The sequence below is a fragment of the Arthrobacter koreensis genome, assembly GCF_035792275.1.
In the GTDB taxonomy this organism is placed as follows: domain Bacteria; phylum Actinomycetota; class Actinomycetes; order Actinomycetales; family Micrococcaceae; genus Arthrobacter_B; species Arthrobacter_B koreensis_A.
Map to the genome: position 1 here is coordinate 171,367 of NZ_JAMWKK010000002.1, position 14,007 is coordinate 185,373.

At 66.3% G+C, this 14,007-nt stretch carries 14 protein-coding genes; 13 read left to right on the top strand and 1 reads right to left on the bottom strand.

All coding sequences use genetic code 11. The annotated features are described in order from the left end of the window. The first annotated feature begins 24 nt into the window (after window positions 1-24). Window positions 25-588 carry an elongation factor P gene (efp, locus tag NGB94_RS02740; protein WP_055240995.1) on the top strand — a complete coding sequence of 188 codons (564 nt, stop codon included), beginning with the start codon at window positions 25-27 and terminating at the stop codon, window positions 586-588. Then, window positions 585-995: a transcription antitermination factor NusB gene (gene nusB, locus NGB94_RS02745; protein WP_325788916.1), complete on the top strand. Its 411-nt coding sequence runs from the start codon at window positions 585-587 to the stop codon at window positions 993-995. The genes efp and nusB overlap by 4 nt, the downstream gene beginning before the upstream one ends. A 79-nt stretch (window positions 996-1,074) precedes the next feature. Here nusB and NGB94_RS02750 read toward each other — a convergent pair whose 3' ends face one another. After that, window positions 1,075-2,268, bottom strand: coding sequence for a PrsW family intramembrane metalloprotease (locus tag NGB94_RS02750; RefSeq protein ID WP_325788917.1), 1,194 nt, complete (start codon window positions 2,266-2,268; stop codon window positions 1,075-1,077). A 112-nt stretch (window positions 2,269-2,380) separates the two neighbouring features. Here NGB94_RS02750 and pyrR point away from each other — a divergent pair, with 112 nt between their 5' ends. From pyrR to coaBC, 11 genes are all read left to right on the top strand, one after another. Beyond that, entirely contained in the window at window positions 2,381-2,962 is a 582-nt protein-coding gene (gene pyrR, locus NGB94_RS02755; protein ID WP_325788919.1) for a bifunctional pyr operon transcriptional regulator/uracil phosphoribosyltransferase PyrR, read from the top strand. Further along, window positions 2,959-3,957, top strand: coding sequence for an aspartate carbamoyltransferase catalytic subunit (locus NGB94_RS02760; RefSeq protein ID WP_325788920.1), 999 nt, complete (start codon window positions 2,959-2,961; stop codon window positions 3,955-3,957). The genes pyrR and NGB94_RS02760 overlap by 4 nt, the downstream gene beginning before the upstream one ends. A 50-nt stretch (window positions 3,958-4,007) precedes the next feature. Next, window positions 4,008-5,351: a dihydroorotase gene (locus NGB94_RS02765; protein ID WP_325789115.1), complete on the top strand. Its 1,344-nt coding sequence runs from the start codon at window positions 4,008-4,010 to the stop codon at window positions 5,349-5,351. Continuing rightward, window positions 5,339-5,854, top strand: coding sequence for a hypothetical protein (locus NGB94_RS02770; protein WP_325788921.1), 516 nt, complete (start codon window positions 5,339-5,341; stop codon window positions 5,852-5,854). The genes NGB94_RS02765 and NGB94_RS02770 overlap by 13 nt, the downstream gene beginning before the upstream one ends. Window positions 5,855-5,892: 38 nt before the next feature. Then, entirely contained in the window at window positions 5,893-7,029 is a 1,137-nt protein-coding gene (gene carA / locus NGB94_RS02775) for a glutamine-hydrolyzing carbamoyl-phosphate synthase small subunit (RefSeq protein WP_325789116.1), read from the top strand. Next, window positions 7,029-10,325 (top strand): carbamoyl-phosphate synthase large subunit, encoded by a 3,297-nt coding sequence (gene carB, locus NGB94_RS02780; protein ID WP_325788923.1) that lies wholly within the window; start codon window positions 7,029-7,031, stop codon window positions 10,323-10,325. The genes carA and carB overlap by 1 nt, the downstream gene beginning before the upstream one ends. After that, window positions 10,318-11,181: an orotidine-5'-phosphate decarboxylase gene (gene pyrF, locus NGB94_RS02785; RefSeq protein ID WP_325788924.1), complete on the top strand. Its 864-nt coding sequence runs from the start codon at window positions 10,318-10,320 to the stop codon at window positions 11,179-11,181. Before carB ends, pyrF begins: the two co-directional genes overlap by 8 nt. Window positions 11,182-11,323: 142 nt before the next feature. Beyond that, window positions 11,324-11,641 carry an integration host factor, actinobacterial type gene (gene mihF, locus NGB94_RS02790; RefSeq protein ID WP_325788926.1) on the top strand — a complete coding sequence of 106 codons (318 nt, stop codon included), beginning with the start codon at window positions 11,324-11,326 and terminating at the stop codon, window positions 11,639-11,641. Between the two features lie 64 nt (window positions 11,642-11,705). Beyond that, window positions 11,706-12,275, top strand: coding sequence for a guanylate kinase (gmk, locus tag NGB94_RS02795; RefSeq protein WP_325788927.1), 570 nt, complete (start codon window positions 11,706-11,708; stop codon window positions 12,273-12,275). A gap of 39 nt (window positions 12,276-12,314) precedes the next feature. Next, window positions 12,315-12,575, top strand: a complete 261-nt coding sequence (gene rpoZ / locus NGB94_RS02800) for a DNA-directed RNA polymerase subunit omega (protein ID WP_055241005.1) — start codon at window positions 12,315-12,317, stop codon at window positions 12,573-12,575. A gap of 33 nt (window positions 12,576-12,608) precedes the next feature. Continuing rightward, window positions 12,609-13,895, top strand: a complete 1,287-nt coding sequence (gene coaBC / locus NGB94_RS02805) for a bifunctional phosphopantothenoylcysteine decarboxylase/phosphopantothenate--cysteine ligase CoaBC (protein WP_325788929.1) — start codon at window positions 12,609-12,611, stop codon at window positions 13,893-13,895. Window positions 13,896-14,007 lie beyond the last annotated feature (112 nt).

The following is a 14,007-nucleotide window of genomic DNA, read 5'->3' on the forward strand; positions in this document are numbered from 1 at the left end:
AAGCGAAACGACGAAAGAGAAACTGTGGCAACGACCAACGACATCAAGAACGGCACCGTGCTGAAGCTTGAAGGCAACCTCTGGAGCATCATTGAGTTCCAGCACGTAAAGCCGGGCAAGGGTGGTGCGTTTGTCCGTACCAAGATGCGCAACGTCCGCTCAGGCAAAGTCGTAGACAAGACGTTCAACGCGGGCATCAAGATCGAAACCGCCACGGTTGACCGCCGCGATTACCAGTACCTGTACAAGGACGGCGAAGACTACGTCTTCATGGACACCTCGGACTATGACCAGCTCACGGTCCCCGGCTCGATCGTTGGCGACTACGCCAACTTCATGCTTGAGTCCATGATGGTCACCATCGCCATGCATGAAGGTGCCCCGCTCTACATCGAGCTTCCGGCCTCCGTGGTCCTGGAAATCACGTACACCGAGCCGGGCCTGCAGGGCGACCGCTCCACCGGCGGAACCAAGCCCGCCACCGTTGAAACCGGCTACGAAATCCAGGTTCCGCTGTTCCTGGAAACCGGCACGAAGGTGAAGGTTGATACCCGCACCGGTGACTACCTGGGACGCGTTAACGAGTGAGTGCCCGCAGTAAAGCAAGAACACGGGCACTTGAGGTGCTCTTTGAAGCGGAGCAGCGATCCATGTCTCCGCTTGAGTCCCTCCGTTCCCGCCGGGAAAAGACGGACCAGGTAATCAACCCCTACACCATGGACCTGGTGGAGGGCGTGATCGCCAAGCAGGAACAGATCGACGAATTCCTGAGCACCTATTCCCAGGGCTGGCCGCTGGACCGGATGCCCGCGGTTGACCGCATCATCCTCCGGCTGGGCAGCTGGGAACTGCTCTACAACGATGACGTACCGGACAAGGTAGCCATCAGCGAAGCCGTTGAACTGGCAAAGTCGCTCTCCACGGATGAGTCGCCGGCGTTCATTAACGGACTGCTGAGCCGTCTGCACCAGCTCAAGGATTCACTGCTGGCCTAGTCCGGCAGGAAACTGTACGCCACAAAGCCCGGCAGGGACTTCCCTGCCGGGCTTTTGCGTGCCCGCGTGGCTGGCACGCCTAGTAGCGGCGCCCGGCGGCAGCGACGCCCAGCAGGCCGGTGCGGGTCTGTGTCAGCTCCGAAAGCAGCCGGCGTTCACGTGCCGTGTTCTTTTCCGGCTCCCGGCCGTTGACCAGCTGCTGCCGGGTGAGGGCGAGGTGCGTTGCCTCGCGGATGAAGGTGCGCATGGGGGCCTTGGCTCCAAATGCTCCCGCCCAGTGCAGGGCCTGGCGCCGCCCCGCGGGCGTGGACAGCAGATTCACCTCCGCAGGGGTGAACCAGCCGGCGGCTGCGTATTCACCCAGCCGCTGCCGGGTGAGGCGCTGCTCCTGGCGGCGCAGCCACGTGACGCCGCCCACCGCGAGGGCGAAGAGCGGAACCTGGAGCAGGAAGTAGAAAAGGAAGAAGTCGTCCGCCACCAGGGCCATGCCGCCGTTCCAGAACATGTGTCCGGCCACCGCCGCTGCCAGGCCGGCCGCGAACCCGCCGGCGATCCGTACGGCGCCGGGCCTGCGGACGGCGATGCCGAGGGCCACGCCGATCGCCGCGGTGAACAGCACATGCGCGAAGGGGGAGAAAAGGCCGCGCAGCACAAAGACAAAACCAAGCTGCAGGCCCACCCCGCCTGCTTCGGCCAGGGCGGCGCTGAAGTAGAGGATGTTCTCGGTGAAGGCGAAGCCCGCTCCGACCGTGCCCGCATAGACAATCCCGTCCAGCGGACCGTCAAAGTGGCTGCGCCGAACGAAGACCAGCATCAGGACCCCCAGACCCTTGGCGGTCTCTTCCACCAGCGGCGCCTGGATCACCGTGGTCAGCACTTCTGCCGGCGTCAGCGGCAGCAGCATGGCCAGGATTTCGTTGACCGTTCCGCCCAGCAGCAGCGTGAGGGCCACCGAGACTCCGGCACCCCAAAGGAACGCGAAGACCAGCGCCCCGCGGGGCTCGGGCTCCCAGCGGTCGATCCAGTGGAGGCCCAGCAGGCAGATACCCAGCGGAATCAGTGCCAGGAACCCGCACAGGATGAAGGCTTCACTGCCCAGGGCTGCAAAAAAGAACAGGCCCACGAGCACCAGCACCACACCGGCGGCGGCAATCAGCAGCACGTTCAGGATGCCGGAGGCCCCTCGCCGGGAAGCAGGGACACTGAGTTCGGGCACCGGTTCTTCCGGATGTCCGGGGAGCCGGGACTGCCCGCTGCCGGGGGCCGGTGTCATGCGCGCATGCCTGTCATGGACCCAACAATATACGCGGGACCTGCTGTGATAGTTTTGGATGGCATTCAACCTTTAAATCCGTCCTGTGAGGCGGGGAAGGAGGAAGCAGAATATGGATCTTAATGATCGCCAGCAGGCCGCCGTGCCTGCCCGTACCGTTCTGACTTCAGCTGACATTGACCGCGTGCTGACACGCATTGCCCACGAGATCCTTGAAGCAAACAAGGGCGGCACCGATCTGGTGCTGATGGGCATTCCCCGCCGGGGCTATCCACTGGCCCGCAGGCTGGCTGCCAAGATCGCAGCCGCTGACCCCACGGTTTCCGCAGACGACATCACCGGGCAGCTTGACGTCACGATGTTCCGTGACGACCTGGCGCACCAGCCCACCCGTCCGCCGCATCCCACGCAGCTTCCGGCCAGCGGCATCGACGGAAAAGTCGTTGTCCTGGTGGACGATGTGCTTTACTCCGGACGCACCATCCGGGCTGCGCTGGACGCCCTGATCGACCTTGGCCGTCCCCGTGCAGTGCGTCTGGCCGTCCTGGTTGACCGGGGGCACCGCGAGCTGCCGATCCGTGCTGACCATGTGGGCAAAAACCTGCCGACTGCGGCCGTGGAAAAGGTCCGGGTGAGGCTGGCAGAGACTGACCTGCCGGCCCTGGACGAAGTCGTGATCGAAGGCGCCGCATGAAACACCTGCTCTCCACCCTGGATCTCTCTTACCAGGACGCCATTTCCATCCTGGACACGGCAGAGGCCATGGCTGCCGTGGGGGAGCGGGAGGTCAAGAAGCTCCCCGCCCTGCGCGGCCGGACGGTAGTCAACCTCTTCTTCGAGGACTCGACACGTACCCGCATCTCCTTTGAAGCCGCTGCCAAGCGGCTCTCCGCAGACGTGATCAACTTCTCCGCCAAGGGTTCCTCGGTTTCCAAGGGCGAGTCGCTGAAGGACACCGCGCAGACGCTGGCCGCCATCGGTGCCGATGCCGTCGTCATCCGCCATGGAGCGTCCGGCGCCCCGGCCCGGCTGGCAAACTCCGGCTGGATCGACGCCGCCGTCCTGAACGCAGGCGACGGCACGCACGAACACCCGACCCAGGCCCTGCTGGACGCGTTCACCATGCGCCGGCACTGGGCGCAGCTGCACGGGGTTCCCTCGCAGGGGACCGATCTCTCCGGCATGCACGTGGCAATCGTGGGAGACATCCTGCATTCCCGGGTCGCCCGCTCCGACCTCTGGCTGCTGAAGACCCTCGGCGCGGAAGTCACGCTGGTGGCACCGCCCACGCTGCTGCCTTTCGGCGTCGAATCCTGGCCCTGCAAGGTCAGCTACTCGCTGGACGAGACCCTTGAAACCAAACCGGACGCCGTCATGATGCTCCGGGTCCAGGCCGAACGCATGCACTCCGCCTTTTTCCCCACGGTGCGGGAATACTCCCGCCGGTGGGGCTTCGACGACGTCCGGCTGGACCGGCTGGACACGCTCGGCATGGACAACACGATCCTGCTCCACCCCGGCCCCATGAACCGCGGCCTCGAAATCTCCTCACGCGCGGCCGACTCGCCCCGGGCCACCGTCCTGGCCCAGGTCAGCAACGGCGTCTCGGTCCGCATGGCCGCCCTCTACCTGCTGCTCTCCGGTGAAGGCAGCTCCCAGCGCACACCACAGGAAGTATCCGCACAGTGACTACCGCACACCCCGCAACACCAGCCAAACCCGCTCCCGCCGCCTCACCGGTGCTCTCTCCCACCGGAACCTACCTGCTCCGCGGTGCCTCGCTGCTGGGCGCCGAGCGCGCCGACCTGCTGATCCGCGACGGCATCATCGCCGCCGTGGGCCAGGAACTCGACGCACCCGAAGGCGCCCTGGTGATCGAGGCTGAAGGCCTCATCGCGCTGCCGGGCATGGTGGACCTGCACACCCACCTGCGTGAACCCGGCCGGGAAGACGCCGAGACGGTCGAAACCGGCACCCGTGCTGCGGCCCTTGGCGGTTTCACCGCCGTGCACGCCATGGCCAACTCCAACCCCGTAGCGGACACCGCCGGCGTGGTGGAGCAGGTCTACAGCCTGGGCCTGAAGTCCGGCTGGGTCGATGTCCGTCCGGTGGGCGCAGTGACCGTCGGGCTGAAGGGCGAACGGCTTGCTGAACTCGGCGCCATGGCCGACTCACGGGCCCGCGTCCGTGTCTTCTCGGATGACGGCATGTGCGTCCATGATCCGGTGCTGATGCGCCGAGCGCTCGAATACGTCAAAGCGTTCGACGGCGTTGTGGCCCAGCACGCGCAGGAGCCCCGCATGACCGAGGGTGCGCAGATGCACGAGGGTGACGTGAGCGCCGTCCTGGGCCTGCCCGGCTGGCCCGCGGTGGCGGAGGAATCCATCATCGCCCGCGACGTCCTGCTGGCCCAGCACACCGGTTCCCGGCTGCACGTCTGCCACGTTTCCACCGCCGGCTCAGTGGAGATCATCCGCTGGGCCAAGGAACGCGGCATCAACGTCACCGCCGAGGTCACCCCGCACCACCTGCTGCTCACGGATGAAGCCGTCCGCAGCTACGACCCGGTGTACAAGGTGAACCCGCCGCTGCGTACGGAGTCCGACGTCGAGGCACTGCGCCGCGGCCTGGCCGACGGCACGATCGACATCGTCGGCACCGACCATGCCCCGCATCCCAGCGAGCACAAGGAGTGCGAGTGGGCGCAGGCTGCCATGGGCATGACCGGGCTGGAGACTGCCCTCTCCGTGGTGCAGGCAACCATGATTGAGACCGGCCTGATGGACTGGGCCGGCTTTGCCCGCGTGACTTCCACCACGCCGGCACGTATCGGACGCGTGGGAACACAGGGAAGACCGCTTGAAACCGGTGAACCGGCCAACGTCATATTGGTTGACCCGGCTGCGCGGCGCGCCGTGGACCCCCATAAGATGGCAACCATGGGCAAGAACAGTCCTTATGCAGGGCTTGAACTGCCCGGAATGGTCCGAGCCGCCTTCTTCGCCGGACACCCCACCGTCCTGGACGGAGCGCTGAACGGTCCCCGCGCCGCAGCTGCAGAGGAGACACCGTGGATCGGGTGATTTTCTTTATCGGACTCGCCGCGGCCGCGGCCATCGTGCTGACGCTGTTTGCTGTCGGCTGGCGCGGACGCCGACAGCGCCAGGCAGACATTCCCCGGCCCCGGCCCATGCCCGAAGACCTGGACCTGCCCCGGTTTGAAGCCGACGGCCAGTACGTAGCCACCACCACCGCAGGAGACTGGCTCGACCGCGTGGCGGTGTACGGAATGGGCGTGAAGTCCGTTGCAACCGCCGCAGTCTTCAGCGAAGGCCTGCTCTTCGCCCGCAAGGGTGCACCGGACGTCTGGATCCCGCGTGCGGATCTGCGCGGCGTCCGCCTGGAACGCGGAATGGCCGGAAAGTTCGTGGAGAAAGAGGGCCTGGTCCTGGTGACCTGGCAGCTCGGACCCAAGAGTGTCGACACCGGGTTCCGCACCCGGGCGGCCGACCACAAGACCCCCCTGGTTTCGGCGATCAAGGCGCTGCTGCCGGAATCTGCAACATCTAGCGAGGAACAACTGTGACAGTGAACCAAACCCCCGCCCCGAGAACAGCTGTCCTCATGCTGGAGGACGGCCGCAGCTTCCGCGGCCGCAGCTACGGTGCCACCGGCACCGCCCTTGGCGAGGCAGTCTTCGCCACCGGAATGACGGGCTACCAGGAGACCATCACGGACCCCTCCTACGCCCGCCAGCTGGTTGTCCAGACCGCCCCGCACATCGGCAACACCGGCGTGAACAGCGACGACGCCGAGTCCCGCCGCATCTGGGTGGCCGGCTACATCGTCCGCGACGCGGCCCGCAAGCCTTCCAACTGGCGCTCCGAGCGCACCCTGGACGAGGACCTTGCAGCCCAGGGCGTCGTCGGCATCTCCGGCGTGGACACCCGTGCCATCACCCGCCACCTGCGTGAGCGCGGCGCCATGAAGGCCGGCATCTTCTCCGGCGAGGCTGCACTGCGCAGCGACGCCGAACTGCTGGCCGAGGTCCGTGCCCAGGAATCCATGGCAGGCTCCCGCCTGGCCGAGGAAGTCAGCATCGAAGCGAGCTACGTCGTCGAACCCTCCGCCCACGGCTGGGAGGGCGAACCGCTCTTCACCGTTGCGGCACTGGACCTGGGCATCAAGTCCATGACCCCGGTCCGCTTCGCCGAACGCGGCGTGCGCGTGCACGTGCTGCCCGCCTCCGCCACCCTCGAAGATGTCCAGGCACTGAACCCGGACGGCGTCTTTATGTCCAACGGCCCCGGCGACCCCGCCACTGCCGACAACCAGGTCAAGCTGCTGCGCGACGTGCTGGACACCGGCACCCCGTTCTTCGGCATCTGCTTCGGCAACCAGATCCTGGGCCGCGCCCTGGGCTTCGGCACGTACAAGCTGCCCTATGGACACCGCGGCATCAACCAGCCCGTCCTGGACCGGCGCACCGGCAAGGTTGAAATCACCTCCCAGAACCACGGCTTCGCCGTTGACGCGCCGCTGGACGGTCCCGTCACCGCGCCCGAAGCCCGGTTCGGCAAGGTGGAAGTCAGCCACATCAGCCTCAACGACAACGTGGTGGAAGGCCTCGCCTGCCTGGACATCCCCGCGTTCTCCGTCCAGTACCACCCCGAAGCCGCCGCCGGCCCGCACGACTCCGCCTACCTCTTCGACCGCTTCGTCGACCTGATGGCCTCCAGCAAGAACAAGGAATCCCGCTAATGCCCCGCAGAACCGATCTCAAGTCCGTCCTGGTGATCGGCTCCGGCCCGATCGTCATTGGCCAGGCCGCCGAATTCGACTACTCCGGCACGCAGGCACTGCGCGTGCTGAAGGAGGAAGGCCTGCGGGTCATCCTGGTCAACTCCAACCCGGCAACGATCATGACCGACCCGGAGTTCGCCGACGCCACGTACGTCGAGCCGATCACTCCGGAGGTGGTCGAGAAGATCATCGCCAAGGAACGTCCCGACGCCGTGCTGCCCACCCTGGGCGGCCAGACCGCACTGAACACCGCCATCGCGCTGGACAAGAACGGCGTGCTGGAGAAGTACAACGTAGAGCTCATCGGCGCCAACATCGAAGCCATTGAACTCGGCGAAGACCGCGAGAAGTTCAAGGGCGTCGTCGAACGCTGCGGTGCCGAGTCGGCCAAGTCGATCATCGTGCACAGCATGGACGAAGCCTTCGCCGCCGCCGATGAACTGGGCTACCCGATGGTGGTCCGCCCCTCCTTCACCATGGGCGGCCTGGGCTCCGGCCTGGCCTACAACGCCGAGGACCTGCGCCGCATTGCCGGCGCCGGCATCCAGTACAGCCCCACCTCCGAGGTGCTGCTCGAAGAGAGCATCCTGGGGTGGAAGGAATACGAACTCGAGATGATGCGGGACAAGAACGACAACGTCGTTGTTGTCTGCTCCATCGAGAACTTCGATCCCGTGGGCGTCCACACCGGTGACTCCATCACCGTGGCACCGGCCATGACCCTGACCGACCGTGAGTACCAGAAGCTGCGGGACATCGCGATCGCCGTCATCCGTGAAGTCGGCGTTGACACCGGCGGCTGCAACATCCAGTTCGCCATCGAACCGGACACCGGGCGCGTCGTCGTCATTGAAATGAACCCGCGTGTCTCCCGCTCCTCGGCGCTGGCGTCCAAGGCCACCGGCTTCGCGATCGCCAAGATCGCCACGAAGCTTTCCCTGGGCTACACGCTGGATGAGATCCCCAACGACATCACCAAGAAGACCCCGGCGTCCTTCGAACCGACGCTGGACTACGTTGTCGTGAAGGTTCCGCGCTTCGCCTTCGAGAAGTTCCCGGCTGCGGATCCCACGCTGACCACCACCATGAAGTCCGTCGGCGAAGCGATGGCCATTGGCCGCAACTTCACCGAAGCGCTGCAGAAGGCCCTGCGTTCCCTGGAGCAGAAGGGTTCCCAGCTCAGCTTCGACCCGGTGGACCCGGCAGACGTACCGGCCCTGATCGAAGCCGCGAAGCGGCCCACCACCGGCCGCCTGGCCCAGGTGCAGCAGGCACTGCTGGGCGGTGCCACCGCCGAGCAGCTCTACGAGGCCACCGGAATCGACCCGTGGTACCTGGACCAGCTCGAACTGATCAACGAGGTCGCCGCGGAAATCCGCGGCGCCGCCCAGATCACCGAGGACGTCCTGCGGCTGGCCAAGCGGCACGGCTTCTCCGATGAGCAGATCGGCAGGCTCACCAACCAGTCCGAGGCAGTTGTCCGCGGCGTGCGGCACGTCCTGGGCATCCGCCCGGTCTACAAGACGGTGGACACCTGCGCCGCCGAATTCGCCGCGTACACCCCGTACCACTACTCCTCCTACGACGAGGAGGATGAGGTTGGGCAGCACGCGAAGCCTTCGGTGATCATCCTCGGCTCCGGCCCGAACCGCATCGGCCAGGGCATTGAGTTCGACTACTCCTGCGTCCACGCAACCATGGCGCTGCGCGAAGCCGGCCACGAGACCGTGATGATCAACTGCAACCCGGAGACCGTGTCCACGGACTACGACATCTCCGACCGCCTCTACTTCGAGCCGCTCACCCTTGAGGACGTGCTGGAAGTCATCCACGCCGAACAGCGCACCGGCGGCGTGCTGGGCGTCTTCGTCCAGCTCGGCGGCCAGACCCCGCTGAAGCTGGCCCAGGAACTGGCCGACGCCGGCATCCCCATCCTGGGCACCTCGCCCGAGGCGATTGACCTGGCCGAGCACCGCGGTGCCTTCCAGCGAGTCCTGGACGAGGGCGGCCTGATCGCTCCGAAGAACGGCACCGCTGTGTCCTTCGAGGATGCCAAGAAGATCGCCGATGAGATCGGCTACCCCGTCCTGGTCCGGCCGTCCTACGTGCTGGGCGGCCGAGGCATGGAAATTGTCTATGACGAAGCCAATCTCTCCCGGTACATCGCCAATGCCACGGAAATCACCCCGGACCATCCCGTGCTGGTTGACCGGTTCCTGGAAGACGCGATTGAGATCGACGTCGACGCGCTCTTCGACGGCACCGACCTGTACGTGGGCGGCATCATGGAACACATCGAAGAAGCCGGCATCCACTCCGGCGACTCGGCCTGCGTGCTGCCCCCCATCACGCTGGGCACCGACGTCATCGGCCGCGTGGTCGAAGCCACCCGCGCCATCGCCTCCGGCGTCGGCGTCCGCGGCCTGATCAACATCCAGTTCGCCCTGGCCTCGGATGTGCTCTACGTGATCGAAGCCAACCCGCGTGCCTCCCGCACCGTGCCCTTCGTCTCCAAGGCCACCGGCGTGCAGCTGGCCAAGGCAGCGGCGCTGATCGGCACCGGAACCACCATCGCGGCACTGCGTGCCGCCGGAAAGCTCAAGGCAACCGGCGACGGCTCGGCGCTTCCGCTGGACGCCCCGGTGGCCGTGAAGGAAGCCGTGCTGCCCTTCAGCCGCTTCCGCACCCCGGAAGGCACCGTGGTGGATTCCCTGCTCGGCCCGGAAATGCGTTCCACCGGCGAAGTCATGGGCATCGACAAGTACTTCGACACCGCCTTCGCCAAGTCCCAGGCGGCCGCCAACTCGGCGCTGCCCACGGCCGGGAAGATCTTCGTTTCCGTCGCCAACCGGGACAAGCGCTCAATCATCATGCCGGTCAAGCTGATGAGCGACCTCGGCTTCGAGATCCTCTCCACCGGCGGCACCGCCGACGTCCTGCGCCGCAACGGCATCCAGGCCACCACCGTCCGCAAGGTCGGCGAGGGCGTGGGACCCGACGGCGAAGGCACAGTGGTGGACCTCATCACCGCCGGTGACATCAACATGGTGATCAACACGCCGTCCGGCGGCCAGGCCCGCGGCGACGGCTACGAAATCCGCGCCGCCGCCACGTCGATCGGCTGCCCGGTCATCACCACCGTGTCCGAATTCACCGCAGCAGTGCAGGCTATCGAGGCCATGCGCTCCTACGAGTGGGACGTCTGCTCCCTGCAGGAGTACGCGGCCAAGCTCCGGGCTTCCAGCCTTGCCTGAGCACAGCACTGAAGCTGCCGGCAGGCGCGCACCCTTCGGTGCGCGCCTGCGGGCAGCCATGGACACCCGCGGACCGCTCTGCGTCGGCATCGATCCCCACCCCGGCCTGCTGGCCGCCTGGGGACTGAAGGACGACGCCGCCGGGCTGGAACGCTTCTCGCATACCGTCCTGGAAGCGGTGGGGGAGCAGGCTGCTGCCGTCAAGCCGCAGGTGGCGCTCTTTGAGCGCCACGGCTCCGCCGGCATGGCCGTGCTGGAGCGCCTCCTGGCTGCCTGCGCTGAAGCTGGAGTTCTCTCCATCGCTGACGCCAAGCGCGGGGACATTGGTTCCACCATGGCCGCCTACGCTGATGCTTGGCTTCGGGACGGGTCGCCGCTGGCTGCGGACTCGGTCACCCTTAGCCCGTACCTGGGTTTCGAATCCCTGCGCCCGGCCCTGGACCTCGCTGCCGCGACCGGCAGGGGAGTCTTTGTCCTTGGCCTGACCTCCAACCCTGAAGGCGCCTCCGTGCAGCACGTCGGAGCGGAACGGTCCGTGGCGGCACGGATCGTTGATGCCACGGCGGCGGAAAATGCTGAGTCCGGAACACTCGGATCCACGGGGCTGGTTATCGGTGCGACCGTCGGCTCGGCCCTTGCCGACCTGGACATCGACCTGGCGGCGGCCAACGCAGCCATCCTGGCGCCGGGCCTTGGTGCCCAGGGGGCTACCGGGGAGGACCTGAGGAGAACCTTCGGCTCCGCGTACGCCAATGTGCTTGCGACTTCCAGCCGGGACATCCTCAAGGCCGGGCCGGAACCCGCGGCGCTGCGGCAGGCCGCGATCCGCACGCTGGACGGCCTCCCGAAGCCATAGTGGAAACCGGTACGGCTTCCGTACCGGTTTCCATTGCATTGCCCGCATAGTGCGGATAGGTTCGGACCCTAGCCCAAGAAACCGCAAAGCCGCCGGTCACAACCAGTTTGACGGGTGGTCAGTCTTCGCCCGGGAGAGCCAATTGAACCTCAAACCACTGACTGAAGCCGAGCGCACCAGGGCGCGGGAAAAGGCCACCGCCGCCCGCACCGTGCGGGCCGATATCAAGTCCAAGATCAAGTCCGGTGAACTCTCGGTAGAAGAGGTCATCGTCTCCCGTGCTTCCGAGGAAGCGGTGGGGCGGCTGAAGGTCGTGGACCTGCTGCGTGCACTGCCCGGTGTGGGGGAACGCCGCGCAGCTGGAATAATGGCTACCGTGGGTATCGCCCCAACCCGCCGGGTGAGGGGTCTTGGTGTCCACCAGCGCAAGGCGCTGATCGAATTACTGGAGTCCGACTAAGCCTGCCGCCGCACAGCGCGGCTGCGGCGGCGTCGGACCTGTTCCCTAAACAAGTGAGGTCTACGTGTCGCAACCGCGGCTGACAGTTCTGGCAGGTCCCACCGCCGTTGGCAAAGGCACTGTGTCCACCTATATCAGGGATAACTATCCCGAGGTCTGGCTTTCCGTGTCCGCCACTACCCGTGCTCCGCGCCCGGGTGAGGAAAACGGAGTGCACTACTTCTTCGTGACCCCGGAGGAGTTCGACGGCCTCGTTTCCGAGGGACAGATGCTCGAGTGGGCCGTGGTCCACGGGCACAACCGGTACGGCACCCTGCGCCGCACCGTGGAGGCAGCAATGGCCGACGGCCGTTCAGTGCTGCTGGAGATTGACCTGCAGGGCGCCCGCCAGGTCAAGGAGTCCATGCCGGAAGCCAATTTCGTGTTCCTGGCTCCGCCGTCGTGGGACGAAATGGTCCGCCGTCTGGTGGGCCGGGGCACGGAAACACCCGAAGAGCAGCAGCGGCGGCTGGAAACCGCTAAACTGGAACTTGCTGCCGAGCCCGAGTTCGATCACACTGTCATCAATGATGACGTTCAGCGGGCTGCAGCAGAGCTCGTTTCACTCATGGGGATCAGCCCTCGCCAACGCTGAGCTGCTGTTCTTGATCCGCACGAAAACTTTGGAGATCTTTTGTCTACCCAGCCTGAAGGCATCATCAACCCGCCGATCGACGACCTGCTGACGGCCGCTGATTCCAAGTACGCCCTGGTCATCTACGGTGCCAAGCGTGCCCGGCAGATCAACGCCTACTACTCCCAGCTGCACGAAGGCCTGTTCGAGTACGTTGGCCCGCTCGTTGAAACCAAGCTCAACGAAAAGCCGCTGTCCATCGCCCTGCGCGAGATCAACGACGGCATGCTGGTAGTCCGCGCCAACGAAACCGCCGAATAAGGCACATACCCACGGCTAGGAGGTAGGACAGGCGTGCGCATTGTCCTGGGGGTGGGCGGCGGTATCGCTGCCTACAAGGCAGCGTCACTGCTGCGCCTGTTCACCGAAGCCGGCCACAGCGTCCAGGTGGTGCCCACCGAGGCATCCACCCGGTTCGTGGGCATAGCCACCTGGGAGGCCCTCTCCGGCCACCCGGTAAGCACCACGGTCTTCGACGCCGTGGACACCGTCAACCACGTCCGGCTCGGCCACGAAGCCGACCTGATCGTGGTGGCGCCGGCAACCGCCGACCTCCTGGCCAGGGCAGCCGCCGGGCTCGCCTCGGACCTGCTCACCAACACACTGCTGATGGCACGCGGACCGGTGTTCTTCGCCCCGGCGATGCACACCGAAATGTGGAACCATCCGGCCACCCGGGCCAACGTTGCCACGCTGCGTTCCCGCGGCGCCGTCGTCATGGAACCGGCCACCGGCCGCCTCACCGGCAAGGACTCCGGCCCGGGACGGCTTCCCGAACCGGAAGACATCTTTGCCGCGGCGCTGGCCGCTGCCGGCGAAGCTCCGGCCGCTGCCGCCGCTCCGGCGGGGGGCCTCCTGGCCGGCCGCCGCGTCACCGTGACCGCAGGCGGCACCCGCGAACCACTGGATCCCGTCCGCTTCCTGGGCAACCGCTCCTCCGGCAAGCAGGGAGCGGCCGTCGCGGCCGCAGCCCTCGCCGAGGGCGCCGAGGTCCGCTTCATCGCAGCCCACCTCGAAGTTCCCGTCCCGGAGGGTGTGGAACTGGTCCAGGTGGAAACCGCACTGGAACTCCGCGACGCCGTCCATGAAGCGGCCCGCTCCACGGACGTGCTGGTCATGTCCGCCGCCGTCGCGGACTTCCGGCCCGGAGAAAACGCAGACACCAAGATCAAAAAGCGCGACGACGGCACCGACCCGGTGATCACGCTGGTGCGCAACCCTGACATCCTGGCGGAAGCCGTGCAGAACCGCTCCGCCAGCGGTATTGGACCGGCGCTGATTGTCGGGTTCGCCGCGGAGACCGGCGACGGCGGCGGCTCGGTGCTTGAGTACGGCCGGCGCAAACTCGAACGCAAGGGCTGTGACCTGCTGGTCCTGAACCAGGTGGGACGGTCCCTGGTGTTTGGGCAGGACAGCACCGAGGTGCGCATCCTCTCTCCGCATGAAGATCCCGCCGCTGAGCCGCCGGCGCTGACCGGCAGCAAAACCGAGATCGCCCGGCACCTGGTGAAGCGGATTGCCGCTGAGCTGGCAGGCGCACAGGCGCCCGATCCTGCCGCGGCTCCCGTACCGCCCGGGTAAGCCCTCCTCCAGCTGTTTCCTGCCTGGATACCGTGCGGATGAGGCTATGTTTCTTCCCGTGCAGCAATAAGACCCCAGATAACCGTGCGTGGCACGGAATGAGCCCAGACGG